Annotated in this window: 26 protein-coding genes; 5 read left to right on the top strand and 21 right to left on the bottom strand. The window is 61.0% G+C overall.

The window, feature by feature from the left end; genetic code table 11:
* Positions 1 to 54: 54 nt before the first annotated feature.
* Complete coding sequence (locus SC318_RS15965) at positions 55 to 1185, top strand: MFS transporter (RefSeq protein ID WP_320427569.1); 1131 nt, start codon at positions 55 to 57, stop codon at positions 1183 to 1185.
* Between the two features lie 13 nt (positions 1186 to 1198).
* Here SC318_RS15965 and SC318_RS15960 read toward each other — a convergent pair whose 3' ends face one another.
* Positions 1199 to 1720, bottom strand: coding sequence for a DUF3087 family protein (locus SC318_RS15960; RefSeq protein ID WP_320431246.1), 522 nt, complete (start codon positions 1718 to 1720; stop codon positions 1199 to 1201).
* 113 nt (positions 1721 to 1833) lie between these two features.
* On the opposite strand from SC318_RS15960, the gene SC318_RS15955 reads away from it, so the two are divergent.
* The gene (locus SC318_RS15955; RefSeq protein ID WP_320427568.1) at positions 1834 to 2013 is read left to right on the top strand and encodes a hypothetical protein; all 180 of its coding nucleotides are present in this window, start codon (positions 1834 to 1836) and stop codon (positions 2011 to 2013) included.
* Positions 2014 to 2027: 14 nt separating this feature from the next.
* Positions 2028 to 2222 (top strand): DUF6021 family protein, encoded by a 195-nt coding sequence (locus SC318_RS15950; RefSeq protein WP_124387143.1) that lies wholly within the window; start codon positions 2028 to 2030, stop codon positions 2220 to 2222.
* A 30-nt stretch (positions 2223 to 2252) separates the two neighbouring features.
* Here the strand turns inward: SC318_RS15950 and SC318_RS15945 are convergent, their stop codons facing one another.
* Complete coding sequence (locus SC318_RS15945) at positions 2253 to 2489, bottom strand: DUF6555 family protein (protein ID WP_320427567.1); 237 nt, start codon at positions 2487 to 2489, stop codon at positions 2253 to 2255.
* A 120-nt stretch (positions 2490 to 2609) separates the two neighbouring features.
* Here SC318_RS15945 and SC318_RS15940 point away from each other — a divergent pair, with 120 nt between their 5' ends.
* Together SC318_RS15940 and SC318_RS15935 are read left to right on the top strand one after the other, a co-directional pair.
* Positions 2610 to 3443 carry an arylamine N-acetyltransferase family protein gene (locus SC318_RS15940; protein ID WP_320427566.1) on the top strand — a complete coding sequence of 278 codons (834 nt, stop codon included), beginning with the start codon at positions 2610 to 2612 and terminating at the stop codon, positions 3441 to 3443.
* Between the two features lie 126 nt (positions 3444 to 3569).
* Entirely contained in the window at positions 3570 to 4322 is a 753-nt protein-coding gene (locus SC318_RS15935) for an outer membrane beta-barrel protein (protein WP_320427565.1), read from the top strand.
* Positions 4323 to 4375: 53 nt separating this feature from the next.
* Here the strand turns inward: SC318_RS15935 and SC318_RS15930 are convergent, their stop codons facing one another.
* The 19 genes from SC318_RS15930 to SC318_RS15840 all read right to left on the bottom strand — a co-directional run bounded on the left by SC318_RS15930 (position 4376) and on the right by SC318_RS15840 (position 25206).
* Positions 4376 to 4690 (bottom strand): type II toxin-antitoxin system RelB family anti-toxin transcriptional regulator, encoded by a 315-nt coding sequence (locus SC318_RS15930; protein ID WP_320427564.1) that lies wholly within the window; start codon positions 4688 to 4690, stop codon positions 4376 to 4378.
* Positions 4680 to 5030 carry a type II toxin-antitoxin system RelE/ParE family toxin gene (locus SC318_RS15925; RefSeq protein ID WP_124387138.1) on the bottom strand — a complete coding sequence of 117 codons (351 nt, stop codon included), beginning with the start codon at positions 5028 to 5030 and terminating at the stop codon, positions 4680 to 4682. The genes SC318_RS15930 and SC318_RS15925 overlap by 11 nt, the downstream gene beginning before the upstream one ends.
* A 237-nt stretch (positions 5031 to 5267) precedes the next feature.
* On the bottom strand, positions 5268 to 6731 hold the full coding sequence (gene nuoN / locus SC318_RS15920) for an NADH-quinone oxidoreductase subunit NuoN (protein WP_003192122.1): 1464 nt from the start codon (positions 6729 to 6731) through the stop codon (positions 5268 to 5270).
* A gap of 7 nt (positions 6732 to 6738) precedes the next feature.
* On the bottom strand, positions 6739 to 8271 hold the full coding sequence (gene nuoM / locus SC318_RS15915) for an NADH-quinone oxidoreductase subunit M (RefSeq protein WP_010209575.1): 1533 nt from the start codon (positions 8269 to 8271) through the stop codon (positions 6739 to 6741).
* A gap of 39 nt (positions 8272 to 8310) precedes the next feature.
* Positions 8311 to 10164 (bottom strand): NADH-quinone oxidoreductase subunit L, encoded by a 1854-nt coding sequence (gene nuoL, locus SC318_RS15910; RefSeq protein ID WP_320427563.1) that lies wholly within the window; start codon positions 10162 to 10164, stop codon positions 8311 to 8313.
* Positions 10161 to 10469, bottom strand: coding sequence for an NADH-quinone oxidoreductase subunit NuoK (nuoK, locus tag SC318_RS15905; RefSeq protein WP_003219560.1), 309 nt, complete (start codon positions 10467 to 10469; stop codon positions 10161 to 10163). The genes nuoL and nuoK overlap by 4 nt, the downstream gene beginning before the upstream one ends.
* 2 nt (positions 10470 to 10471) lie before the next feature.
* Positions 10472 to 10975, bottom strand: coding sequence for an NADH-quinone oxidoreductase subunit J (gene nuoJ, locus SC318_RS15900; RefSeq protein WP_065884950.1), 504 nt, complete (start codon positions 10973 to 10975; stop codon positions 10472 to 10474).
* Between the two features lie 9 nt (positions 10976 to 10984).
* Positions 10985 to 11533, bottom strand: coding sequence for an NADH-quinone oxidoreductase subunit NuoI (gene nuoI, locus SC318_RS15895; RefSeq protein WP_003174725.1), 549 nt, complete (start codon positions 11531 to 11533; stop codon positions 10985 to 10987).
* Positions 11534 to 11544: 11 nt separating this feature from the next.
* Positions 11545 to 12552 (bottom strand): NADH-quinone oxidoreductase subunit NuoH, encoded by a 1008-nt coding sequence (nuoH, locus tag SC318_RS15890; RefSeq protein WP_003174724.1) that lies wholly within the window; start codon positions 12550 to 12552, stop codon positions 11545 to 11547.
* Positions 12549 to 15263 carry an NADH-quinone oxidoreductase subunit NuoG gene (gene nuoG, locus SC318_RS15885; RefSeq protein ID WP_320427562.1) on the bottom strand — a complete coding sequence of 905 codons (2715 nt, stop codon included), beginning with the start codon at positions 15261 to 15263 and terminating at the stop codon, positions 12549 to 12551. The genes nuoH and nuoG overlap by 4 nt, the downstream gene beginning before the upstream one ends.
* 136 nt (positions 15264 to 15399) lie before the next feature.
* Positions 15400 to 16758, bottom strand: a complete 1359-nt coding sequence (gene nuoF, locus SC318_RS15880) for an NADH-quinone oxidoreductase subunit NuoF (RefSeq protein ID WP_306493468.1) — start codon at positions 16756 to 16758, stop codon at positions 15400 to 15402.
* Positions 16755 to 17252 (bottom strand): NADH-quinone oxidoreductase subunit NuoE, encoded by a 498-nt coding sequence (nuoE, locus tag SC318_RS15875; RefSeq protein ID WP_003232080.1) that lies wholly within the window; start codon positions 17250 to 17252, stop codon positions 16755 to 16757. The genes nuoF and nuoE overlap by 4 nt, the downstream gene beginning before the upstream one ends.
* Before the next feature lie 2 nt (positions 17253 to 17254).
* The gene (nuoC, locus tag SC318_RS15870) at positions 17255 to 19039 is read right to left on the bottom strand and encodes an NADH-quinone oxidoreductase subunit C/D (protein ID WP_320427561.1); all 1785 of its coding nucleotides are present in this window, start codon (positions 19037 to 19039) and stop codon (positions 17255 to 17257) included.
* 72 nt (positions 19040 to 19111) lie between these two features.
* Entirely contained in the window at positions 19112 to 19786 is a 675-nt protein-coding gene (locus SC318_RS15865) for a NuoB/complex I 20 kDa subunit family protein (RefSeq protein ID WP_003219572.1), read from the bottom strand.
* Between the two features lie 10 nt (positions 19787 to 19796).
* The gene (locus SC318_RS15860) at positions 19797 to 20210 is read right to left on the bottom strand and encodes an NADH-quinone oxidoreductase subunit A (protein ID WP_003192109.1); all 414 of its coding nucleotides are present in this window, start codon (positions 20208 to 20210) and stop codon (positions 19797 to 19799) included.
* Between the two features lie 641 nt (positions 20211 to 20851).
* Complete coding sequence (gene aceA / locus SC318_RS15855) at positions 20852 to 22177, bottom strand: isocitrate lyase (RefSeq protein ID WP_320427560.1); 1326 nt, start codon at positions 22175 to 22177, stop codon at positions 20852 to 20854.
* A gap of 496 nt (positions 22178 to 22673) precedes the next feature.
* Positions 22674 to 23411, bottom strand: a complete 738-nt coding sequence (locus SC318_RS15850; RefSeq protein ID WP_320427559.1) for a secretin N-terminal domain-containing protein — start codon at positions 23409 to 23411, stop codon at positions 22674 to 22676.
* Positions 23412 to 23624: 213 nt separating this feature from the next.
* Complete coding sequence (locus SC318_RS15845) at positions 23625 to 24047, bottom strand: GNAT family N-acetyltransferase (RefSeq protein ID WP_320427558.1); 423 nt, start codon at positions 24045 to 24047, stop codon at positions 23625 to 23627.
* The gene (locus tag SC318_RS15840; protein ID WP_320427557.1) at positions 24040 to 25206 is read right to left on the bottom strand and encodes a ribosomal protein uL16 3-hydroxylase; all 1167 of its coding nucleotides are present in this window, start codon (positions 25204 to 25206) and stop codon (positions 24040 to 24042) included. The genes SC318_RS15845 and SC318_RS15840 overlap by 8 nt, the downstream gene beginning before the upstream one ends.
* Between the last annotated feature and the right edge of the window lie 58 nt (positions 25207 to 25264).

Here is a 25264-nt window from a genome sequence, read left to right as displayed (position 1 = left end):
ACAGGGCAGGGGAAGGCTAGTGTGGCGACTGAATATTTCTGAATGTTTCGGTTTATGCCCAGCCTGGCCCACCGCACCGCTGATGTATCGTCCCGTCGCGCCGCGCTGACCCTCGGCTTCTGCCTGCCCAGTGACGTCTTGCTCTACCTGCTGCTACCCATGGAGTCGGACGCTTTCGGTATCACCCTGGCTCAAGCCGGTGTGCTGCTGGCCGCGAACCGCCTGGTACGGATTTTCGGCTACCGGCATGTATTGAATTTCTACGCACGCAACGGTGATCGCCTGACCTGCATGCTCGCCGCTGGCGCTGCTGCCCTGTGTGCCTTGGGTAACTCGGTGTTGTCGGGGTTCGCCGCATTGCTGGGCTTGCGTCTGGTCTGGGGGCTGTGTTTCGCCGCGCTGAACCTGTCGACCCAGGTCCTCGCCACTTCCGAGCCGCAAGGCGCCGCTCGCCGTGCAGGGCGCTCGCGTGCGTTGATCGCCTGCGGGCCGATGCTGGCGTTGCCGCTGGGCGGCGTGCTGACCTTATGGGCGGGACCGCGCCCAATCTTTCTGGTGCTCGCCGGGTGCTGTCTGATCGGACTCTGGTTCGCCCGAGGCTTGCCGGCTACGGGGCATGACCTGCACGGCACGCCCGGGCGACGCTTCAAGTGGCCCGACAGCGTTGCGATGTGGTCGTTTATCGAAGGCGTGGCGCTGGATGGTTTGTTTATCTTTGGTCTGTCGGTCCAGGCACAAAAAATCATGGGCGGTGACGCGGTCTTGATTGCCGGCGGGCTAATGGCTCTGCGTTACCTCTCGGAACTGCTGCTTAGCCCCTTGGGCGGGCGCGCCGCGCAGCGCTTCGGTGCCACCTCGATGCTGCTGCTGTTTTCGTTTTTAAGCGCCTTGGCACTGACGGCGTTCGGCAGTTATTGGGTGATTGTCGGCGCTGCGGTGGTGTTGGTGTTGCGGGCGCTGCAATTGCCGCTGGTGACCACGTTGGTGGCCGAGCGTAATCCGGGCTCAATGCGCGTGTCCGCGCTGGCGTCCAACGCCGTGTGGCGAGATATCGGCGCGGGGCTGGGGCCGTTGCTGGCGGGTCTGCTGCTGCCGATTGCATCGGCGCAATGGGTATTTGGCATCGCGGGTGCGGCGATTGCCGTCAGCGCGGTGTTTTGCTGGCGGGCCAGGGTTTCGCTCTGACGAGGTGAGAGGCTCAAGCGCCTTTAACGCTGTCCAACCAGAGAGGGTCAAGGCGGGTTTGTTCCGTCTCGATCCCCAGTGCCTGCATGTTCGCCTTGTGTGCGGCTATCTCACCGGCCAGTTGCGCCTGTGCGCTGGAATTGGCGTCCAGAGCGTGCATCTGCGTGAGCCCCAGGTGGTAGAAGCGCAACAGCTTGATAGCGGTCGGGTCATTGGCCTGTACTCGTTCGCTGACCTTGTGCATCACATTGGTCACGCTCATCAGGCTGCGCTTGAGCTGCCAGCCGTATACCGCCGCTGCCATCCACGGCTGGGTCCGCAAGGGGCCACGCACCAGGGCAACGGTGATCAACACCCCGGTAAACACACCGCCGACATTGAAGCGAAAGTTATCGCCGCCCGGTTCACCGAACAGCATCACCGCCAGGCTCGACAGCAACATGGCCAGGGCCAGGAACACCATGGCGATGATCAACGTGCTGCGGCGGGTCTGCTGTCGATAGAGGGCGGGGTCACAGGGTTTGAGCTCGAACATGCGGGTCAGGTCTCCGGAGCGGGGAGGCATCTTCTCATGCTTGAAGCAATCAAGTTGAACGATGGCCACCGGGGGTTCCTCTAAATCCATGAAGTCTCCATGAGGTCACGACCATGTCCGAACACAAGCAACCGCCGCCTGGCACGCCCGATCCCAATCGCACCCCCGGCGAAGAGGAGCGCGATAACGATGCACTGCGCCCTAACGATCCGGCGGAACGTCAGGATCACGACGATGTGGAGCGGGTCGAACAAGACCTGGAAAACCTCCACGACAAAGCCCGTCCGCTGTAAGCAAGGAGGTGTTTATGAGTAATCCCCCGAACGGCCCGCGTTCCGATGAACATGCCAGCGGCAAGGAAGAGTTGGGGTTCGATCCCGACTCGCCGGACTTGGCCGACCCGCAGGTCGACCCCATCGGCCCGGCCATTGCACCGCTGGACAAGCAAAAGCAGTCGGAAAAAAAGCCGCCTTACGATCCGCTGGGCGACTTGAAGAAATGAACCAGGCCCCGCACAGGTGCGGGGCTGTGTTTATTTTGGTGGGTTCCAGCTGACGTCAGTGATGCCGAACTTTTCCGCCCAGGGCCGGGTGGTCTTTTTCACCTGCTCGTGCCCGACGCGGCCGATGCGACTGACATGTGCAATATCGGCATCCACTGCCGCCCAGTGCCAGGCCTCAGTGCTGTTCATTACCTCGGCGCGCACTACGAAAGACTTGGGTTTACCGTGCAGCTGATAGCGAATGGTGTAGATTTTAGCGGTACTCATGTTGCCTCCCTGTCTTGTTATAGATGGATAGGCAGGCGCCGCCAAAGGTTCATTCAAAATGACAATTCGCGCCGATGCACGGCATAGTGGCGCCTTCAGACTGCGTCGAAGGAGCGCGCCATGACCTCGCTCACCCATAGCCGCGTGTACCTGCAACGCCTGGGCTACGACTCGCCGCCGCCGCCCACTCTGCAGACCCTGCGCGACCTGCAACTGCGCCATGTGTGCACCTTTGCCTTTGAAAGCCTGTCGACCCTTCTACGCCTGCCGGTGCCGATCGACCTGCCCAGCGTCGAACAAAAAGTGCTGCTCGACGGGCGCGGAGGTTATTGCTACGAATTGAACCAGCTGTTCCTCGCGCTGTTGCTGGAGCTGGGGTTTGATGCCCGCGGTATCACCGGATGGGTGGTCATGGGCGGCCCGCCGGATGCACGCACCGCGCGCACCCACCGCCTGAGCCTGGTGACCGTGGACGGCGTGCGTTACATCAGCGATGTCGGCTTTGGCGGCATGGTGCCCAGCAGCCCATTACGGCTGGACAGCGACGCGCCCCAGGCCACCGCCCATGAACCCTACCGGCTGACCTTGAATGAGGGCCACTACACGCTCTGGGCCCAGGTCGCCCAGGCGTGGCGCGGCCTGTACGTGTTCGACCTGCAGGTGCAAACCGACATCGATTATGAAGTGGGCAACTGGTACGTCTCCACCCACCCTGGCTCACCGTTCATGGGGCAACTGAAAGCGGCGCTGTTGGTCCCTGGCAAGCGCCATACCCTGGCCAACGCCCACTATGCGACCCATTATCTGGATCGGCCCAGCGAAAAGCGCGCTATCAAAAGTGCCGACCAGATGCTCGCGTTGCTGCGCGACACCTTTGCCATTCGCCTGCCGGATCATCCGCAGTTACACGCGGCACTTGAAGGCTTGGTCCTGGCCCAAAGCCAAGAGTATTGACCTAGAGCCTTCGCTGAACCGTTTTTTCTTCATTTTGGTGCAAATCCGTTCGAACTTTTTGCAAACGCCAAGGTTCGAACCGGTTCCTGAATACTTTGCCCACTCAAAAAATGGAGATGTAAAACGATGTCCAGACTATTCGGAAAATTCCTCAAGAACACTTCGTTGCTGGCCCTGGTAGCGGCGCCAACCGTGGTGTTCGCTGCACCGTCCACCGACCCGATTTCCACCTTCGGTATCCTGGGCAGCTATAACGACTTCAAACTCGAAGGCGGTAGCGAAAGCGACAAGGACCACATGCCCGAGGCGGGCCTGTTCTACAACTTCGGCAACAAGCTCACCGCCGAATCGGGCTTCATCTACCAGGCCGGTATCGAAGCCAAGTACGGCGAGAAAAGCGATAACAAGCTCAAGGAAGGCCAGGCTGACCTCGACCTCGGCTGGCGTGCCGCGCTGGATGCACGCAACTTCGTCGACGTGATCGTCGGCGGTGGCTACACCTGGACCCGTTACGAGCCGGACACCAATGGCTACGACATGAAGCTCACCAACAAGTCGCCGTTCGCCAAGGCGGCGCTGGGCTACAACCACCAGTTCGATGACATGACCCTGCGCGTTGAAGCCGGCGCCCGTCACACCATTGATGGCCGCGCCAAGCTCAAGGTAGACGGCATCGGCAGCGACAGCGTGGACCTCAAGGACCGCACCAACCCATACGCCGAAGTGAGCCTGCTGATGAACCAGAAGGGCAACATGCCGGTGATGGCGGGCCTTTACTACACTCGCACCGAATACAAGCTTGATGACGACTCCTATGTCGCTGACAACACCAAGCTCAAGCGTGACGAGTACGGCTTCAAGGTCGGTATCGCGTTCTAAGGCACTGCCCTGGATGTGGGGGGCCAACCCCCACATTCCCTAACGAGCATCTCTCAATTTAATACAGCGAGTTGCGCCACGGTTTCCGGAAAACGCGCCACCAGGCGAATCAGGGTAACGGCCTGTGCGTTTGGTTTTGCTCGTCCTTGCTCCCAATTCTCCAAGGTGCGGGTATTGGTACGCAGATACATCGCAAATACCGACCGAGAAAGGTTGAGTTGCTGACGCACTGCGATCACTTCGTCGGCAGTCAGCGGCGCCAGTTTGTTGAGGTGGACTTTATGGGTGCGCAGGGTGATTTTGCCTTGGCGTTCGTCGGCCAGGGCGTCAAAGCCCTCGACCAATTCGGAAAAAATTTCACGTTTCATTGTGTGCTCTCGCTTTGATTTCCCTGTCCAGCATGTGTTTAAGGGCTTTCTTGTGTTGGGGTGTCAGGTCGCTCTGTTCGTGTTTGCCATACAAAGTGAATAACCAGAATTGCGTGCCGCCTGACCACCAGTAGTAAATGACCCGCAGGCCACCGCGCTTGCCTTTGTTTCGTCGCTCATCGACGAAGCGAACCTTGCGTAACCCTCCCGTTCCTTCGATCACGTCTCCCGCTTCCGGGTTTTTCATCAGTTCTTGTTGAAAACCCTGGAAAAGCTCGTCACTCAGATAGTCCCTGCGATGCCGTTCGAATGCCGGCAGTTCGATAAATAGAGCATCCATGTTCTGTACGTAGCCTGCGTATAGTTTGGTGGCCCACTCGCAACGGGTCAAGTGACCTTGCTGTGGGAACTTTCTTAAAACGCAACCACCTTAAGGCCGCGTCCAGCGGGTAGATGCCAGATGAGGAGGCGGGTCAAGAAGGAAAAGTCAGCGAGCAGGGAAGGGCGAGAACCAGGCCTTGGAAACGCAAAACGGCGCCCGAAGGCGCCGTTTTGTTTGCTGCATCAACTTAAGCGATCAAACCCCCAGCACCGCGTGCTGCACCAGCGTCAGCAACGGTTGTGGGTACACGCCCAGGAAGAACGCGAGCAGGGCGATGGCCAGCAGCATGACGCCGCCTGCCTTCTGTTCCCAATGCAGCTCGGCATCCACACGGCGCAGGTTTGGCTCGATCAGGTACAGGGTGACCATTACGCGCAGGTAGTAGAACACGCCGATGGCGCTGCCCAGTACCAGGGACGCTACCAACCACCACTCGTGAGCTTCGACGCCGGTGGCAACGATGTAGAACTTACCGATAAAGCCGGCCGTCAGCGGGATACCCGCCAGGGACAGCATCATCACGGTGAGCACGGCGGTCAGGTACGGACGGCGCCAGAACAGGCCGCGGTATTCGTACAGGGCGTCGGCGTCACGGCCTTTGTACGGCGACGACATCAGGGTGATTACCCCGAACGCGCCGAGGCTGGTGATCACGTAGGTGACCAGGTACACGCCGATGGCTTCCACGGCCAGGCCTTTGCTCGCCACCAGGGCGATCAGCAGGTAGCCGAAGTGAGCGATGGACGAGTAACCCAGCAGACGCTTGAGGTTGTTCTGGGTCAGTGCCAGCAGGTTGCCGAACAGGATCGACGCAATGGCGATCACCGTCAGCACGTTGCTCAGCACACCGGTATTGGCGGCAGGCGAGATCTGGAACAACCGCACCATCACCGCGAACACCGCCACTTTCGAGGCCGTGGCCAGGAACGCGGCCACCGGCGCCGGGGCGCCTTCGTACACGTCCGGGGTCCACAGGTGGAACGGCACCAGGGAGAGCTTGAACGCCAGGCCGATCAGCATCATTGCCAGACCCAGTTGGGCGATTGGCGCAGGGCTGTTGGTGGCGGCCAGGGCGTGGCCGATACCGGTGAAGCTCAGGCTGCCGGCTTCGGCGTAGAGCAGGGCCATACCGAACAACAGGAACGCGGAACCGGCGGCCGACAGCACCATGTATTTGATGCCGGCTTCCAGGGAGCGCTTGTTGAAGAAGGCATAGGCCACCAGGCCGTACGTCGGGATCGACAGCAGTTCCAGGCCGATGAACAGGCCCGCCAGGTGCTGCGCGCTGACCAGCACGATACCACCGGCCGCAGCCAGCAGGATCAGCAGGTACAGCTCTTCCTTGTTGCCAGGATAGCCGGTGCCGCCTTCGCCGAGGTAGGCGTGTGCGAGGGTGACGCAGGCCAGGGTCGCGACCAGGATCAGCGCGATGTACAGCAGCGCGAAGTCATCGACCATCATCAACGGCGTAACCGCCAGTGGCGCGACCTTGAGGGCCGGGATGATCGACAGCAGGGCCAGGTTCAGCCCGGCGCAGGACAGCAGGAACGTTTGCGAGTGATTGCGACGCCAGGCGATCGCCAGCATCACCACCACGATGGTGAGGCTGGTGATCAGCAGCGGCGCAAGCGCGATAAAGTGTTGGATCGTGAATTCCATAGCGCTCTTACCGGGCCGAAGCGAGTTGAGAGAAGGCGGTGCCGAACCACTGCTGTACGCCATGCATCGTTGCGGCAGAAGTGTCCAGGAACGGCTGCGGGTATACGCCGATGTAGATCAGCAGTACCGCCAGGCCGAGCACCATGATCAGTTCGCGCGCATCCATCCCTTGCAGGACGGTGTCGGACTTGGCCGGGCCGAAGTAGGCGCGGTGGATCATGATCAGCGAGTAGACCGAACCGAACACCAGGCCGGAGGTGGCAATGGCGCTGATCCATGGCGTCTGCACGAAGGCACCCATCAGGATCAGGAACTCGCCGATGAAGTTACCGGTACCCGGCAAGCCCAGGGAGGCGGCGGCGAAGAACAGGCTGATTGCCGGCAGGTAAGCGATGCGCGACCACACGCCACCCATTTCACGCATGTCACGGGTGTGCAGGCGCTCATACAGCTGGCCACTGAGGATAAACAGTGCAGCGGCCGAGACGCCGTGGGCCAACATCTGGATCACCGCGCCCTGCAACGCCAGCTGGCTGCCGGAGTAGATGCCGATCAGTACGAAACCCATGTGGGAAACGGACGAGAAGGCGATCAGACGCTTGATGTCGGTTTGGGCGAAGGCCAGGAACGCACCGTAGAAGATCCCGATCAGACCCAGGGTCATCGCAATCGGCGCGAACTCGGCCGAGGCATTCGGGAACAGCGGCAGGGCGAAACGCAGCAGGCCATAGGCAGCGGTTTTCAGCAGGATACCGGCCAGGTCCACGGAACCGGCGGTTGGCGCCTGGGCGTGGGCATCGGGCAACCAGGAGTGGAACGGCACCACCGGCAGCTTCACCGCGAAGGCGATGAAGAAGCCCAGCATCAGGATGTACTCGGTGGTCAGGGACATCTTGGTTTTCAACAGGTCGGCGTAGTTGAAGGTAATCACGCCGGTGTTGTTGAAGTTGACCAGTACCAGACCCAGGATCGCCACCAACATGATCAGGCCGGAAGCCTGGGTGAAGATGAAGAACTTGGTCGCCGCGTAGATCCGGGTTTTCTTGCCGTCCGAAGAACTGTGACCCCAGAGCGCGATGAGGAAGTACATCGGCACCAGCATCATTTCCCAGAAGAAGAAGAACATGAACAGGTCCAGCGCCAGGAACACGCCGACCACACCGCCCAGAATCCACATCAGGTTCAGGTGGAAGAAGCCCACGTGACGCTGGATCTCTTTCCAGGAGCAGAGTACCGAGAGGATACCCAGCAGGCCGGTCAGCAGGATCATCAACAGCGACAGGCCGTCGAGGGCCAGGTGCACGTTGATGCCGAAGCGCTGGATCCACACGTGCTTGAATTCAAGCGCGAAGGTTGGATCGACACCCGGAGCCGGCGCGAATGAATAGTCGCCATGGGCCCACAGCCAGAGGCCGAGCGCGAGTTCCAGGGACATGGTCAGCAACGCAATCCAGCGGGGGAGGGTGGCGCCGAAGCGTTCACCCATCCAGCAGAGCAGGCCGCCGATAAAGGGGATCAGGATTAGCCAGGGCAGAATCATGACAGGCTCGTTTCCTTTCGCAAGTTCGCAAAGTTCATATCAGACCGCTACCACTACGATGGCGCCGATCACCAGCACGGCACCGGCCGCCATGGAAGCTGCATACCAACGCAATTGCCCTGTCTCGCTGCGGCTCAGTGCGGTGTGACCGCCCTTGGCTGCACGTGGGATCAAACCGATGGTCTGGTCCAGCGGGTCTTTGCGCAGTACATGGCTGATCGCAAGGTAAGGCTTGACGAACAGTTTGTCGTAGATCCAGTCGAAGCCCCAGGCGGCGAACCACCAGGCCGACAGGAAGCGGCCAATACCGCTGTTGGCCACGGCGGTCACGAAGCGACGCTTGCCGAGGAACAACAGGGCCGCCAGCAGAATACCGGCAATGGCGATGGCACCCGAGGCGATTTCCAGGCTGTGTTTGGCGTCGCCGCCGGCATGGCCGACGCTCTGCGGCAGTACACCGGCCAGTGGCGGAGTGATCAGGGCGCCGATGAAGGTCGACAGAATGATCAGCACCGACAGTGGCAACCAGTGCGAGATACCGTGGCCGGCGTGCGCTTCGGTCTTGGCTTCACCGTGGAAGGTGATGAAGATCAGGCGGAAGGTGTACAGCGAGGTCATGAACGCACCCACCAGGCCTGCGTACAACAGGTTCTGGTTACCGCTGGCAAAGGCTTCCCAGAGGATTTCGTCCTTGGAGTAGAAACCGGCGGTCACCAGCGGCAGCGCGGCGAGCGCGGCACCGCCGACGATGAAGCTGGCGTAGGCCAACGGCAGTTTCTTCCACAGGCCACCCATCTTGAAGATGTTCTGCTCGTGGTGGCAGGCAACGATCACCGCACCGGAGGCCAGGAACAGCAGGGCCTTGAAGAAGGCGTGGGTCATCAGGTGGAAGATCGCCGCGTCCCAGGCGCCAACGCCCAGGGCCAGGAACATGTAGCCGATCTGGCTCATGGTCGAGTAGGCGAGGATACGCTTGATGTCGGTCTGCACCAGCGCGGCGAAGCCGGCCAGTACCAGGGTCACACCGCCGACGATGCCTACCAGGTGCAGGATGTCCGGCGCCAGGGTGAACAGGCCGTGGGTACGGGCGATCAGGTAGACGCCGGCGGTCACCATGGTCGCGGCGTGGATCAGTGCCGACACCGGAGTAGGACCGGCCATCGCATCCGCCAGCCAGGTTTGCAGCGGCAGTTGCGCGGATTTACCCACGGCGCCGCCCAGCAGCATCAGGGTCGCCAGGGTGATCCAGAAGTCGCCGACCTGGAATTTCTGCGGTGCCAGCACCAGCAGTTCCTGGATGTTCAGCGTGCCCACCTGTTGGAACAGGATGAACAGGCCGATGGCCATGAACACGTCGCCGATACGGGTAACGATGAACGCCTTGAGTGCCGCGTTACCGTTGTTGCGGTTGCTGTAGTAGAAACCGATCAACAGGTACGAGCACAGGCCCACGCCTTCCCAGCCGAAGTACAGGAACAACAGGTTATCGCCGAGCACCAGGAACAGCATGCTGGCGATAAACAGGTTGGTGTACGAGAAGAAACGCGAGTAACCGGCTTCACCGCGCATGTACCAGGAGGCGAACAGGTGGATCAGGAAGCCTACACCCACCACCACGCCGAGCATGGTGATCGACAGGCCGTCGACGTAGAGGGCGAAGTTGGGCTTGAAGCCTTCCACCGACATCCATTGCCACAGCACCAGGGTGTAGTGACCACCTTCCGGCGGCGCCACGTTGAATTGCCAGATGACGTAGGCGGCGACGATGGCCGACAGGCCAATGGAGCCCACGCCGATCAGGGCCGAGAGGTTTTCCGACCAGCGTCCACGAGAGAACGACAGCAGCAGGAAACCGATCAGGGGAAATACGAAAGTCAGAAAGATCATGTTCATCCGCGCATCTCACTGGCAGCGTCGATATCAAGCGTGTGGAAGCGACGATACAGTTGCAGCAGGATCGCCAGGCCGATACTGGCCTCGGCGGCTGCCAGGCTGATCACCAGGATGAACATGACTTGTCCATCCGGCTGGCCCCAACGGCTACCCGCCACGATGAACGCCAATGCCGCGGCGTTCATCATGATTTCCAGGCTCATCAACACGAACAGAATGTTACGGCGAACCATCAGGCCGACCAGGCCAAGGCAGAACAGGATGCCGGCGACCGCCAGACCATGCTCCAAAGGGATAGCAGGCATCGTCATTGCTCCTTGGCTTCGTTGCGGCCCAAGTGGAAGGCGGTGATGGCTGCGGCGAGCAGCAGCATCGAAGCCAGTTCGACCACCAGCAGGTACGGGCCGAACAGGCTGACGCCCACGGCTTTCGCATCGACGGTGGTGTGGCCGATGGCCTGACCGCTCTGGTGAGCGAACAGCACATACAGCAGTTCACCCAGCAGCAGCGCTGCCAGCACAACCGGGCCGAGCCAGATGCCGGGCTTGAGCCAGACGCGTTCCTGGGCGACCGAGGCCGGCCCGAGGTTGAGCATCATTACCACGAACACGAACAGCACCATGATGGCGCCGGCGTAGGCGATCACTTCCAGCACGCCGGCGAACGGTGCGCCGAGTGCGAAAAAGGTCATGGCCACGGCGATCAGCGAAATGATCAGGTAGAGCAGGGCGTGCACAGGGTTGGTGTTGGTGATCACGCGAAGCGTGGACACAACCGCGATACCCGATGCGAAATAGAAAGCGAATTCCATCTTTCTTCCTTAAGGCAGCAAGCTCTTCACGTTGATCGGCTCGGCTTCGTTTTGTGCGGCGCCCTTGGGCTTACCGGCAACGGCCATACCTGCAACACGATAGAAGTTGTAATCAGGGTTTTTACCGGGACCAGAGATCAGCAGATCTTCTTTCTCGTACACCAGGTCCTGACGTTTGAACTCGGCCATCTCGAAATCCGGCGTGAGCTGGATTGCGGTGGTCGGGCAAGCTTCCTCGCAGAGGCCGCAGAAAATGCAGCGCGAGAAGTTGATACGGAAGAAGTCCGGGTACCAGCGACCGTCTTCGGTTTCAGCTTTCTGCAGGGAGATGCAACCCACCGGGCACGCCACGGCGCACAGGTTGCAGGCTACGCAACGCTCTTCGCCATCGGGGTCGCGGGTGAGTACGATGCGGCCGCGATAGCGCGGCGGCAGGTACACCGCTTCTTCCGGGTATTGCAGGGTGTCGCGTTTGCGAAAGCCGTGACCGAACACCATCACCAGGCTTCGCAACTGGGTACCGGTACCCTTAACGATGTCGCCAATATATTTGAACATGGGTCAAATCCTCACTGAACCGCGGCTGCTGGCGTGTTCAACAACACGACGGCGGCCGTCACCAGCAAATTGATCAGGGTCAGCGGCAGGCAGAATCTCCAGCTGAAATCCATCACCTGGTCATAGCGCGGGCGCGGAATCGAGGCGCGCAGCAGGATGAACAGCATGATGAAGAACGCGGTCTTCAGGAAGAACCAGAAGAAGGCCAACTGCGGCAGGATGCCAAACGGACCGTGCCAGCCGCCAAAGAACAGCGTCACCAGCAGGGCCGAGATCAAGATGATGCCGATGTACTCACCGACGAAGAACATGCCCCACTTCATGCCGGCATATTCAATGTGGTAACCGTCGGCCAGTTCCTGCTCCGCTTCCGGCTGGTCGAAGGGGTGACGGTGAGTCACGGCCACGCCAGCGATGAAGAAGGTGCAGAAGCCAAAGAACTGCGGAATGATGAACCACAGGTTCTGTGCCTGGTACTCGACGATATCGCGCATGTTGAACGAGCCAACCTGCACCACGATGCCCATCAGCGCCAGCCCCATGAACACTTCATAGGATACGGTTTGCGCCGAGGCCCGCAAGCTGCCCAGCAGGGCGAACTTGTTGTTGCTCGACCAACCGGCGAACAGCACCGCGTACACCGACAGGCCCGCCATGGCGAAGAAGAACAGCAGGCCGATGTTCAGGTCCGCCACGCCCCAGGTCGGGGTGATCGGGATGATCGCGAAGGCAATCAGCAAGGCGCTCATGGCCACGACCGGTGCCAGGGTGAAGATCACCTTGTCGGCAAACGGCGGGGTCCAGTCTTCCTTGAAGAACATCTTGAGCATGTCGGCGGCGATCTGGAACATGCCGAACGGGCCAACGCGGTTCGGACCGTAACGGTCCTGCCACCAGCCCAGCAGGCGACGTTCGACGAAGCTGAGCAGGGCGCCCGCAACGACCACGGCCAACAGGATCACGATGGCCTTGACGACCGAGATGATCACGTCGATCACTTCAGGGGTGAACCAGGTCATTGCGCTGCCTCCTGCAGACCGTCAACGGTTTGGCCAAAGATCGCTGGAGGAATACCGGCGATGCCCTTAGGCAGTGCAACCAGGCCGGCACCCAGCTCTTCGTTGATGCGCAGCGGCAGACGCAAGGTCTGGCCGGCCACGTTCAGGCTGAGCAGGGCGCCGTCGTTGACGCCCAGACGGTCGGCTTCGGACTTGGCCAGGGCCACGTAGGCGGCTGGAATGCGTTCCTGAACCGGCGCGGCCTTGGAAGAGTTCTCTTCGCTGCCGAACAGGTGGAAGAACGGCACGACCTGCCAGGTACCCGGTGCCGGGTTGAACGGACGTGGCACGGCAGCGAACCAGTTCAGCGAATCACCGGTGCTTTCGATCAGGCGGGTGCCCGGGTCGCCAGCGCGGATGTGACCACCGACTTCGTCCTGGAACTTGTTCCAGGCCTGCGGCGAGTTCCAGCCCGGCGACCAGGCGAATGGCACCTGCTGACGTGGCTCGACCGAACCCGAGTAACCTTCCATGGAGAAGGCGAACGCGGTGTCGGCGTCTTGCGGGGTACGTGGTTCGTGCACGCTGATGTTGGCGCGCATGGCGGTACGACCGGAGTAACGCAGCGGCTCGCGGGCCAGTTTCAAGCCCTTGATGCGGAACGCGGCGGACGGTGCGGCGTCGACGATGCGCGCCAGCTGCGGTGCGCTGGCGGCGGTCGCGGCGGTGACGTGGTCCAGCTGGGTCCAGTCGATCGGCTGGTTCAGCAGGGTCGCGCGCAGGGCATGCAGCCAGCGCCAGCCTTCGTGAACCAGGATGCTGGCGTCCATGTACTTCGGATCGAACACCTGGAAGAAGCGCTGGGCGCGGCCCTCCTGGCTGACCAGGGTACCGTCGCCTTCGGCGAAGGTAGCGGCCGGCAGTACCAGGTGCGCACGCTCGCTGGTGGCGGTCTTCTGGTGGTCGGCCACGATCAGCACCTTGGCGGCGTTGAGTGCAGCGTCAACCTTGGCCGCAGCGGTGCGGGTGTACAGGTCGTTTTCCAGCACCACGATCGCGTCGGCGTGGCCGTCGGTCACCGCTTGCAGGGCCGCGTCCACGGACTCGCCACCGAGCATGGCCAGGCCAAGGCTGTTGGCTTCCGGTACGACCAGGCTGATGGAGCCGTTCTTGTCGCGCAGCTTCAGGGCCTTGGCGATGTTGGCGGCGGCTTCGATCAGCGCCTTGGAACCCAGCGAGGTACCGGCGATGATCAGCGGGCGCTTGGCGGCCAGCAGGGCATCGGCGATGCGCTGGGCCAGGGCCAGGGCTTCAGTGTCCAGGCCGTCAACGGCAGGCGCGCTGGCGTCGAGGGCGTGGGCCACGGCGAAGCCGATGCGTGCCAGGTCGTCCGGTGCGGCGTGGACGCATTCTTCGGCGATGTCGTCGAGCTTTGTTTCAGCCAGGGAAGCGATAAACAGGGGGTTCAGCGCGTGCTGGCCGATGTTTTTCACCGCGGCGTCGAGCCAGGGCTGGACGCGCATGGCGTCGGCCATTTCCTCGGCCTTGCCTTTGACCGACTGACGCAGCGACAGCGCGATACGCGCGGCGGTCTGGGTCAGGTCTTCACCGAGCACGAAGATCGCATCGTGGTCTTCGATGTCGCGCATGTTCGGCACTGGCAGCGGGCTGTCGTTCAGCACTTGCAGGACCAGACGGATACGTTCCAGCTCGCCGGCTTCGATACCGCAGTAGAAGTGCTCGGCGCCGACCAGCTCGCGCAACGCGAAGTTGCTTTCGAGGCTGGCGCGCGGCGAACCAATACCAACGATGTTACGACCACGCAGCAGGTCGGCGGCCTTGTCCAGCGCGGCGTCCAGGCTCAGCTTGGCGCCATCGGCCAGCAGCGGCTGGCGTGGACGGTCTTCGCGGTTGACGTAGCCATAGCCGAAACGGCCACGGTCGCACAGGAAGTACTGGTTGACCGAACCGTTGAAGCGGTTTTCGATACGACGCAATTCACCGTAGCGCTCGCCCGGCGAGATGTTGCAACCGCTGGAGCAGCCATGGCAGATGCTCGGCGCGAATTGCATGTCCCACTTACGGTTGTAGCGCTCGGAGTGGGTCTTGTCGGTGAACACACCGGTCGGGCAGACCTCGGTGAGGTTGCCGGAGAACTCGCTTTCGAGCACGCCGTCTTCAACGCGACCGAAGTACACGTTGTCGTGGGCGCCGAACACGCCCAGGTCGGTGCCGCCGGCGTAGTCCTTATAGAAACGCACGCAACGGTAGCAGGCGATGCAGCGGTTCATTTCGTGGGAAATGAACGGGCCGAGGTCCTGGTTCTGGTGGGTGCGCTTGGTGAAGCGATAGCGGCGCTCGTTGTGGCCGGTCATCACCGTCATGTCTTGCAGGTGGCAGTGACCGCCTTCCTCACAGACCGGGCAGTCGTGGGGGTGGTTGGTCATCAGCCATTCGACGACACTGGCGCGGAACGCCTTGGATTCATCATCGTCGATGGAGATCCAGGTGTTGTCGGTGGCTGGGGTCATGCAGGACATGACGATACGACCACGGGTGTCGTTCTCGTCGGTGTACTGCTTGACCGCACACTGGCGACAGGCACCGACGCTACCGAGCGCGGGGTGCCAGCAGAAATACGGGATGTCGAGGCCGAGAGACAGACATGCCTGTAACAGGTTGTCCGCCCCATCGACTTCGAGCGCTTTGCCGTCTACGTGGATAGTGGCCATGGTTCAAAGTTCTTCGTTGGCCCGTTGTCAGCGGGCGTGGCTAATGGAATCTTGTTATTCATGTGCATCTACACAGCCATCAAGGCGTCCGCACACGAGAAAAGCGAAAGGCATGAACCCTTCGCTTCTTTAAGCGCTACGCACCGACCATGGTCGGTGATACCACCTGAGTGAGTTCGCCCGCGCGGTTTGGCGCGATGCCGGCCTCGAATTCAGGGCGGAAGTATTTGATTGCGCTGCCCAATGGTTCCACGGCGCCCGGTGCGTGCGCACAGAAGGTCTTGCCTGGGCCGAGGAAACCAACCAGGCCCAGCAGGGTTTCGATGTCACCCTCGCGGCCTTCACCATTTTCCAGGGCCATCAGCAGCTTGACGCTCCACGGCAGGCCGTCACGGCAGGGGGTGCAGAAGCCGCAGGATTCACGGGCAAAGAACTGCTCCATGTTGCGCAGCAGCGAGACCATGTTCACCGTGTTGTCCACCGCCATCGCCAGGCCGGTACCCATCCGGGTGCCCACCTTGCCGATGCCGCCGGCATACATCTGCGCGTCCAGGTGCTCGGGCAGCAGGAAGCCGGTGCCGGCGCCGCCTGGCTGCCAGGCCTTGAGGGTGTAGCCGTCGCGCATGCCGCCGGCGTAGTCCTCGAACAGCTCGCGTGCGGTCACGCCGAACGGCAGCTCCCACAGGCCAGGGTTCTTGACCTTGCCGGAGAAGCCCATGAGCTTGGTGCCCATGTCTTCACTGCCTTCGCGGGCCAGGGATTTGTACCAGTCCACGCCGTCGGCGATGATCGCCGGCACGTTGCACAGGGTTTCGACGTTGTTCACGCACGTCGGCTTGCCCCACACGCCGACGGCGGCAGGGAAGGGCGGCTTGGAGCGCGGGTTGGCGCGGCGGCCTTCGAGGGAGTTGATCAGTGCGGTTTCTTCACCGCAGATGTAACGCCCGGCGCCGGTGTGCACGAACAGTTCGAAATCAAAACCCGAACCCAGGATGTTCTTGCCCAGCAGGCCCGCCGCCTTGGCTTCAGCCACGGCACGGTTGAGGTGCTTGGCGGCGGTGGTGTATTCGCCACGCAGGAAGATGTAGCCGCGGTAGGTTTTCAGCGCGCGGGCACTGATGAGCATGCCTTCGATCAGCAGATGGGGCAGTTGCTCCATCAGCATGCGGTCTTTCCAGGTGTTGGGCTCCATTTCATCCGCGTTGCATAGCAGGTAGCGGATATTGATGGATTCGTCTTTGGGCATCAGGCCCCACTTCACGCCCGTGGGAAAGCCTGCGCCGCCGCGGCCCTTGAGGCCGGCGTCTTTCACGGTCTGGACGATGTCGTCCTGGGCCATGTCGGCGAAGGCCTTGCGCGCGGCGGCGTAGCCGTTCTTGGCCTGGTACTCGTCGAGCCATACAGGCTCGCCGTCGTCACGCAGGCGCCAGGTCAGCGGGTGGGTCTCGGCCGAACGCTTGATCAGGTTGGCCGGGCCGAAGGAAGTCAGGGTCATGGGTAGCCCTCGAGCAATTGGGTCACGCCAGCAGGCTGCACGTCACCGAATGTGTCGTCGTCGATCATCAACGCCGGCGCCTTGTCGCAGTTGCCCAGGCAGCACACCGGCAGCAGCGTGAAGCGGCCGTCTGCGGTGGTCTGGCCCAGGCCGATGCCCAGCTTGGCCTGGATCTCGCTGACCACGGATTCGTGGCCACCGATGTAGCAGACCATGCTGTCGCACACCCGAATGATGTGGCGGCCGACCGGCTGGCGGAAGATCTGGCTGTAGAACGTCGCCACGCCTTCAACGTCGCTGGCCGGGATGCCAAGGATCTCGCCGATGGCGTAGAGGGCGCCGTCCGGCACCCAGCCACGTTCCTTTTGCACGATCTTCAAGGCTTCGATCGACGCCGCGCGCGGGTCTTCGTAGTGATGCAGCTCGTGCTCGATGGCCGAGCGCTCGGTTTCACTCAAGGTGAAACGGTCTGTCTGGATAAGCGTGCTGTTCATGCTTAGCGGTCCACGTCGGCCATAACGAAATCGATACTACCCAGGTACGCAATCAAGTCCGCGACCATCTCGCCTTTGATCACCGAAGGGATCTGCTGCAAGTGCGGGAAGCTTGGGGTGCGAATCCGGGTGCGGTAGCTCATGGTGCCGCCATCGCTCGTCAGGTAATAACTGTTGATGCCCTTGGTCGCTTCAATCATCTGGAAGGACTCGTTGGCCGGCATGACCGGGCCCCACGAAACCTGCAGGAAGTGCGTGATCAGGGTTTCGATGTGCTGCAGCGTGCGCTCTTTGGGCGGCGGCGTGGTCAGCGGGTGATCCGCCTTGTACGGGCCTGCCGGCATGTTGCGCATGCACTGCTCGATGATCTTCAGGCTCTGGCGCATTTCTTCGACGCGCACGATGCAACGGTCGTAGGCATCGCCATTCACGGCTGTCGGAATTTCGAACTCGAAGTTCTGGTAGCCGGAGTACGGGCGCGCCTTGCGCAGGTCGAAATCGAGCCCGGTGGAACGCAGGCCGGCACCGGTGACGCCCCATTCCAGGGCCTCTTTGGTGTTGTACTGGGCCACGCCGATGGTACGGCCCTTGAGGATGCTGTTATCCAGCGCGGCCTTCTGGTATTCGTCCAGACGCTTGGGCATCCACTCGACGAATTCCTTGACCAGGCGCTCCCAGCCATTGGGCAGGTCGTGGGCCACGCCGCCGATTCGGTACCAGGCCGGGTGCAGGCGGAAACCGGTGATGGCTTCGATGACCTTGTAGGCGCGTTGACGGTCGGTGAAGGTGAAGAACACCGGGGTCATGGCGCCGACGTCCTGGATATAGGTACCCAGGAACAGCAGGTGGCTGGTGATCCGGAAGAACTCGGCCATCATGATGCGGATGGTGTCGACGCGGTCCGGTACGGTGATGCCGGCCAGCTTCTCGACCGAGAGCACGTACGGCAGGTTGTTCATCACGCCGCCGAGGTAGTCGATACGGTCGGTGTAGGGGATATAGCTGTGCCAGGACTGGCGCTCGGCCATCTTCTCGGCACCACGGTGGTGGTAGCCGATGTCCGGAACGCAGTCGACGATCTCTTCGCCGTCCAGTTGCAGGATGATACGGAACGCACCGTGAGCCGAAGGGTGGTTCGGGCCCAGGTTGAGGAACATGTAGTCCTCGTTGGTGCCGGAACGCTTCATGCCCCAGTCTTCCGGGCGGAAGCGCGCAGACTCTTCTTCGAGCTGCTGCTTGGCCAGGTTGAGGGTGAACGGGTCGAATTCGGTGGCGCGAGCAGGGAAGTCCTTGCGCAGCGGGTGACCTTCCCAGGTCGGCGGCATCATGATGCGCGACAGGTGCGGGTGGCCGGGGAAGTCGATACCGAACATGTCCCAGACTTCGCGCTCGTACCAGTTGGCGTTCGGCCAGATACCGGTCACGCTCGGCATGCTCAGGTCGCCCTCGGACAGCGCGACCTTGAGCATCACGTCGCTGTTACGTTCCAGCGACATCAAGTGGTAGAACACGGTGAAATCGGCGCCGCTCGGCAGGCCCTGACGCTTGGTGCGCAGACGCTCGTCCACGCCATGCAGGTCATAGAGCATGACGTACGGCTTGGGCAGGTTGCGCAGGAAGGTCAGGACTTCGACAAGCCTGGCACGCGCCACCCACAGCACCGGCATGCCGGTGCGTGTGGCCTGGGCGGTGAAGGCGTCAGGGCCAAAACGGTTATTGAGTTCGACGACCACATCCTGGTCGTCTGCCTTATAAGGCGGGATGCGTAGAGCACTGCCTGTAGTCATGGTTTTTTATCGCTTTCGGTCAACGTAAAGAATGAAGCCAGGTTTTCGTTCTATAAAAAGAAGCGGGCTGGATCAGACTTCGTCGGGGCTGCGCAGGTTGGTGACCTGAATACGCTGTTCGCGGCGCTGTTCCTTTTGAGACGGCATCTCGGCGCGGTATACGCCTTGATCACCGACCACCCAGGAAAGTGGGCGACGCTCCTTGCCAATCGATTCCTGCAGCAGCATCAAGCCTTGCAGGAATGCTTCGGGACGGGGCGGGCAGCCAGGCACGTAGACGTCCACGGGCAGGAACTTGTCCACCCCTTGAACGACCGAGTAGATGTCGTACATGCCACCGGAGTTGGCGCACGAACCCATGGAGATCACCCACTTGGGTTCGAGCATTTGCTCATAGAGACGCTGAATGATCGGCGCCATCTTGATGAAGCAGGTACCGGCGATAACCATGAAATCCGCCTGACGCGGCGATGCCCGGATAACTTCGGCGCCAAAGCGCGCGATGTCGTGGGGCGCCGTGAAGGCGGTGGTCATTTCCACGTAGCAGCACGAAAGGCCGAAGTTGTACGGCCACAGGGAGTTTTTACGCCCCCAGTTGACCGCGCCACTCAGCACGTCTTCGAGCTTGCCCATGTAGATGTTTTTGTGGACTTGGTCTTCTAACGGGTCGGAAACGGTTTCCCGTTCGCCGATGGGGTACTGCTCGTTAGGAGCATCCGGGTCGATCCTGGTGAGATTGTATTGCATCGCCAAAGCCTCATTGTTTCAGCTTCGCTTGCCGCTTACGACGAGCTTCCGGAGCCCAGTCAAGGGCGCCCACTCGAAATAGGTAGACAAGACCTGCCAACAGAATTGCTATGAAAACGAGGGCTTCGACGAATCCGGTCCAGCCGCTTTCGCGAACGGACACAGACCAGGCAAAGAGAAAGAGGGCTTCGATATCGAAGATCACGAAGAGCATCGCGACCAGATAGAATTTTGCTGAGAGCCGCAAGCGGGCGCCACCTGTAGGTAGCATGCCGGACTCGAACGGTTCGTTTTTGCTGCGGCCCCAGGCTTTTGACCCGAGGAGGCTGGAGACGCCGAGCATGAAGGCGCAAAGGCCTACAACACCGAGGAGGAAAATGGCAAAGCCCCAGTTGTGGGCCATGAGTCCTGTCGCGTCGGTCATGCTGGAAATCCTTAACAGAGAGCAAAGGTCTCTGAGCTCGAAAAAGTAACGATGCAGTGACGATATGTCGCACTGCAATCAATCGCGGTGATTTTATGGCTAAACACCGGGCAAGTAAAATTCCTGTAGCGAAATTATTCGACGGAATAAGCACATAGTGCACCTTTGTGGGGCTCAAGCCCTTGCGTAGTGGGCATTAGGCGGCTTTTTATCAAATGTGTTTTGTTTTAGCTGTAACGAAGTTTTCGCGCGCCAAATGATAATGAATATTGTTTGCGCAGGTTTTAAGCGAATGTTTCTCATGTGGCGGGGAAGTTACCGTTACTTGCTTGAATGCTGTTTAGTTGCCGCAGCGGTTCTTTTAACCGATCGGACCTGGGCGCATACCGCTCTGGATCAATCTTTTGCGCAGAATCTTCAGGCTGATCGCATTCCGATGTGGGAGGGGGCTTGCCCCCGATCGCGGTGTGTCAGTCGACGCTTGTGTTGCTGATCCACTGCAATCGGGGGCAAGCCCCCTCCCACATTTAATTTTAGTGCTGCTGGGGGCAAAAAAACGCCCCGAACCAGTCGGGGCGTGATTGTTGTGCGGCACTGCGGTTAGGTCTTCCCTGGGGCCGCAATGGCCGTGTACGCGATGCTTAGTGGAACTGCTCTTCTTCGGTGGAACCGGTCAGCGCGGTGACGGACGAGGTGCCACCCTGGATGACGGTGGTCATGTCGTCGAAGTAGCCGGTGCCCACTTCCTGCTGGTGCGCCACAAAGGTGTAGCCCTTGGCGGCGTCAGCGAACTCCTGCTCCTGCAGCTTCACGTAGGCGGTCATGTCGTTGCGGGCGTAGTCGTGCGCCAGGTTGAACATGCTGTGCCACATGTTGTGAATGCCGGCCAGGGTAATGAACTGGTGCTTGTAGCCCATGGCGGACAGTTCGCGCTGGAACTTGGCGATGGTCGCGTCGTCCAGGTTCTTCTTCCAGTTGAAGGAAGGCGAGCAGTTGTAGGACAGCAGTTGGTCCGGGTATTCCTTTTTGATCGCTTCGGCGAAGCGGCGGGCTTCGTCCAGGTCCGGCTTGGCGGTTTCGCACCAGATCAGGTCGGCATAGGGCGCGTAGGCCAGGCCACGGGCGATCGCCTGGTCAAGACCGGCGCGCACTTTGTAGAAGCCTTCCTGGGTGCGCTGGCCGGTCACGAACGGCTGGTCGTACGGGTCGCAGTCCGAGGTCAACAGGTCGGCGGCGTTGGCGTCGGTGCGCGCCAGGATGATGGTTGGCGTACCGGCAACGTCAGCGGCCAGGCGGGCAGCGGTGAGCTTCTGTACGGCTTCCTGAGTGGGCACCAGAACCTTGCCGCCCATGTGGCCGCATTTTTTCACCGAAGCCAGCTGGTCTTCGAAGTGCACGCCGGCAGCGCCAGCCTCGATCATGCTTTTCATCAGTTCGTAGGCGTTGAGTACGCCACCGAAACCGGCTTCAGCGTCCGCCACGATAGGGGCGAAGTAGTCGATGTAGCCTTCATCGCCCGGGTTCTTGCCGGCTTTCCACTGGATCTGGTCGGCACGGCGGAACGAGTTGTTGATGCGCTTGACCACGGTCGGTACGGAGTCCACCGGGTACAGCGATTGGTCGGGGTACATGGATTCAGCGGAGTTGTTGTCCGCTGCCACTTGCCAGCCGGACAGGTAGATCGCCTGGATACCGGCTTTTACCTGTTGTACTGCCTGGCCGCCAGTGAGGGCGCCCATGCAGTTGACGAAATCTTTGTCGGGACGGAAGGACGGCTTGGCACCTTGGGTGACCAGGTTCCACAGCTTCTCGGCGCCGAGTTTTGCAAAGGTGTGCTCAGGCTGGACCGAGCCACGCAGGCGGACGACGTCAACAGCGGAATAAGCGCGGGTCACGCCTTTCCAGCGTGGGTTTTCAGCCCAGTCTTTTTCAAGGGCTGCAATTTGCTGTTCGCGTGTCAGTGCCATGGGGAAAAACCTCGTCGCATAGGTCTAGGTGGAAAATTCCATTTGCCAGCCGCGTAGTCAGTACGTGGTTATGGCTGCTCGCTGACCAGAAGCTTGGGCGGTCAAGCCGGGTCTGACGGGGAGGGCGACGGGATGAACGATCGGCTCAAGGGGGAAATTGAGCAGGTAAGGGCAAACTGCGAACGGTCTTCGGGCATCGTGGGCCTTGGTACGATCCATCAGTGTGTAGCCGGGTTACCTGGTTAGCTTCCGTCCCTCGGGACAACTTCGTTCCAGTCGCAACCAACGTCAAACACACCTTGTGGGCGGTACAGACACGAATCGGCTCAGGTGGGTAGTTTAGAGCGACGATCCGAAGGCCCTTGCCAGGGCCCCTGATTAGCGGGAGCGAGGCCATCATGCCCATGCTTTTTTGGCTCGTCAAACGTTTTGTAGTGCTTTTTTTAAAGCACTACATCTTTGGTCTAATACGACTCGCCAGTCAGTTTTCGGTGCTTCAGTTCAGCGTGTCGACTTTGACCCGCACCGTCAGGTCATCGCGGCCCTGAGTAGAGTAGCTGCGGGTTGTAGAGGATTTGTCGGCTTGAGTTTCACGGTTGATGCCAGCCAGGGTGATCCACTCGCCCAGGCGACCGCTGACGCTTGTGTCGGTACTTTGTACGTTCACTACATCGGGACGTTCCTGGCTCATGCGGTCACGGTTGGTACTGATGGCGAGGTGAACGGTCTCGCCGGTGACGCTTGCGGTCACGTAAAAGCCCTGGGTGACATTGCGATACTGGGTCTGGTTCTGCAGGCGCCCGTAGCTGTCCTGCTGGGTGGTGGTCAGCGGTACGCTTTGGCCGACCTGGATCAGCGCGGGTACGCCTTCACTGGCCTGGATCTGCTGGATCCCGCCGTCGCGGCTGGTGGTGCCGTAGCTGATGATGCGGGTCTGGCTGTCGCCGCTGTTCTGCTGATTGTTTTCATTGGTGTCGACGGTGATCAGCAAGCGCTTGGCGGGCGTGTCCAATTGGCCAAGCAGCGCGCGCAACGCCTCGATCTTGCTCGGTTCGGCGTTGACGATCAGTTGGTTGCCGTAGGCGCTGACGGTGCCGTCCTTGCCGATGAAATTCTGCGCGACCGGCAGCAGGTCGGCGCTGGTGCGGTTGCTCAGGTTGACCACCTGGGTGTCGGCCATGGCCGAGACGCTCGCGGTCAGGAGGAGGGCGGTGAGCAGGGTGCGTAGGGACATGTCCGTGATCTCTGCGAGTCATTTGGCGTGATAGTGCCAGTTTGTCGGCGTGGCAGCGCGCAAGTTGAATCGTAGACGGCAAAATGCCCTGGCATGGCAGGGCATTTTGGGGTGTTGCTGAAATAGTCATCGGGGGCAAGCCCCCTCCCACAATGACCACGCGGTCAAGTGTGGAAGGGGGCTTGCCCCCGATGGTGGCGACGCGGTCTGGAATCAGCCCTCACGCACCATATCGACATGAGGAATCCCGACTTCCAGGAATTCCTCGCTGACGATCTTGAAGCCCAGTCGCTCATAAAACGGCGCCGCGTACACTTGCGCACTGAGAAACTGCCTGGTCTGGCCGCGTTGCTCAGCCTGGCCAATCACTGCTTCCATCAGCTTGTCGCCGACCTTCAGCCCGCGCCAGTCCTTGAGCACCGAGACGCGCCCGATCTCGCCACTGGGCAGCAAACGAGCCGTGCCAATCGGAAAGTCGCCTTCGAATGCCAGGAAATGCATGGCGCCGGCGTCGTCCGCATCCCATTCAAGCTCCGGTGGAACCGATTGTTCAGCGATAAATACCGCTTCACGAATGCGCCGAATCTCGTCGATATCCTTTCGCCAGTCCGCGACACTTACGTGAATCTTATTCATCCGCAAACCCCAGGCTGCCTTGCTTGACCAGTTCGCACAGCAAGTCGCGACCGTCTTCGTCGGCCAGCCAAACGCCGAGGTTTTCGCTGTGCAGGGCGTCTGCCGAGCACACCAGCTTCAGCAGTTCGCGCAGTTTGCCCGGCAGGTAACGGCTCTGGCCGCTGGCGAACAGCAGCACATCGTCGTCCACTTCCGACCAGGCCAGGCGCGCGCTTGGGTTGCGTACCAGGATCGCGCCGTCTTGCAGGCTGCTGATGAAATCCTCCTCGCCCACCTCTTCGCCCGCCACCAGCTCCGGGTAGCGCGGTTCGGTCATGAACTGGCCGAACCAGGTCAGCAGCATGCGCTCGTCGCTCATGTGCTCGGCCAACAGGCTCTTGAGGCGGTCCAGGGCGTCGCTCTGGATCTGGTGCGGGTCGCTGACCGGCTGGGCGTCGGCGTCGGTGTAGCGCTCTTCGTCGGTCAGGTACTGGCTGAGGAAGTCGGTGAAGTGGGTCAGCACTTCGGCCGCGCTCGGGGCGCGGAAGCCTACCGAGTAGGTCATGCAGTCGTCTTCGGCAATGCCGAAGTGCGCCAGGCGCGGCGGCAGGTACAGCATGTCGCCCGGCTCCAGCACCCATTCGGCGCTTTCTTCGAATTCAGCGAGGATGCGCAGGTCGGCGTGCTGCAGCAGCGCACTTTCAGAGTTGCACATCTGGCCGATCTTCCAGTTGCGCTTGCCTTGGGCCTGCAGCAGGAATACGTCGTAGTTGTCGAAGTGCGGACCGACGCTGCCACCCGGCGCGGCGAAGCTGATCATCACGTCGTCGATGCGCCAGCTCGGCAGGAAGCGGAAGTTTTCGAGCAATTCGGCAACTTCCGGCACGAACTGGTCGACCGCCTGCACCAGCAGGGTCCACTCACGCTCGGGCAGGGTGCTGAAGGCGTCTTCGGCGAACGGGCCGCGACGCAGCTCCCACGGACGTTCGCCGTGTTCGATCACCAGGCGCGACTCGACTTCTTCTTCCAGGGCCAGGCCGGCCAGTTCGTCGGCGTCGATCGGGCTTTCGAAATCAGGGATGGCCTGGCGGATCAGCAGTGGTTTTTTCTGCCAGTAGTCGCGCAGGAATTCCCGTGCCGTGATGCCGCCCAGAAGTTGAAGAGGAATATCAGGATTCATGTGTAACCTATTGAAAAAAAGCACTTTTAAGACGGGAATAAAAACGCCCGGCGCGGCC

The organism is Pseudomonas sp. MUP55, from assembly GCF_034043515.1.
Lineage (GTDB): Bacteria > Pseudomonadota > Gammaproteobacteria > Pseudomonadales > Pseudomonadaceae > Aquipseudomonas.
This window is presented reverse-complemented; position numbering and strand designations above follow the sequence as displayed.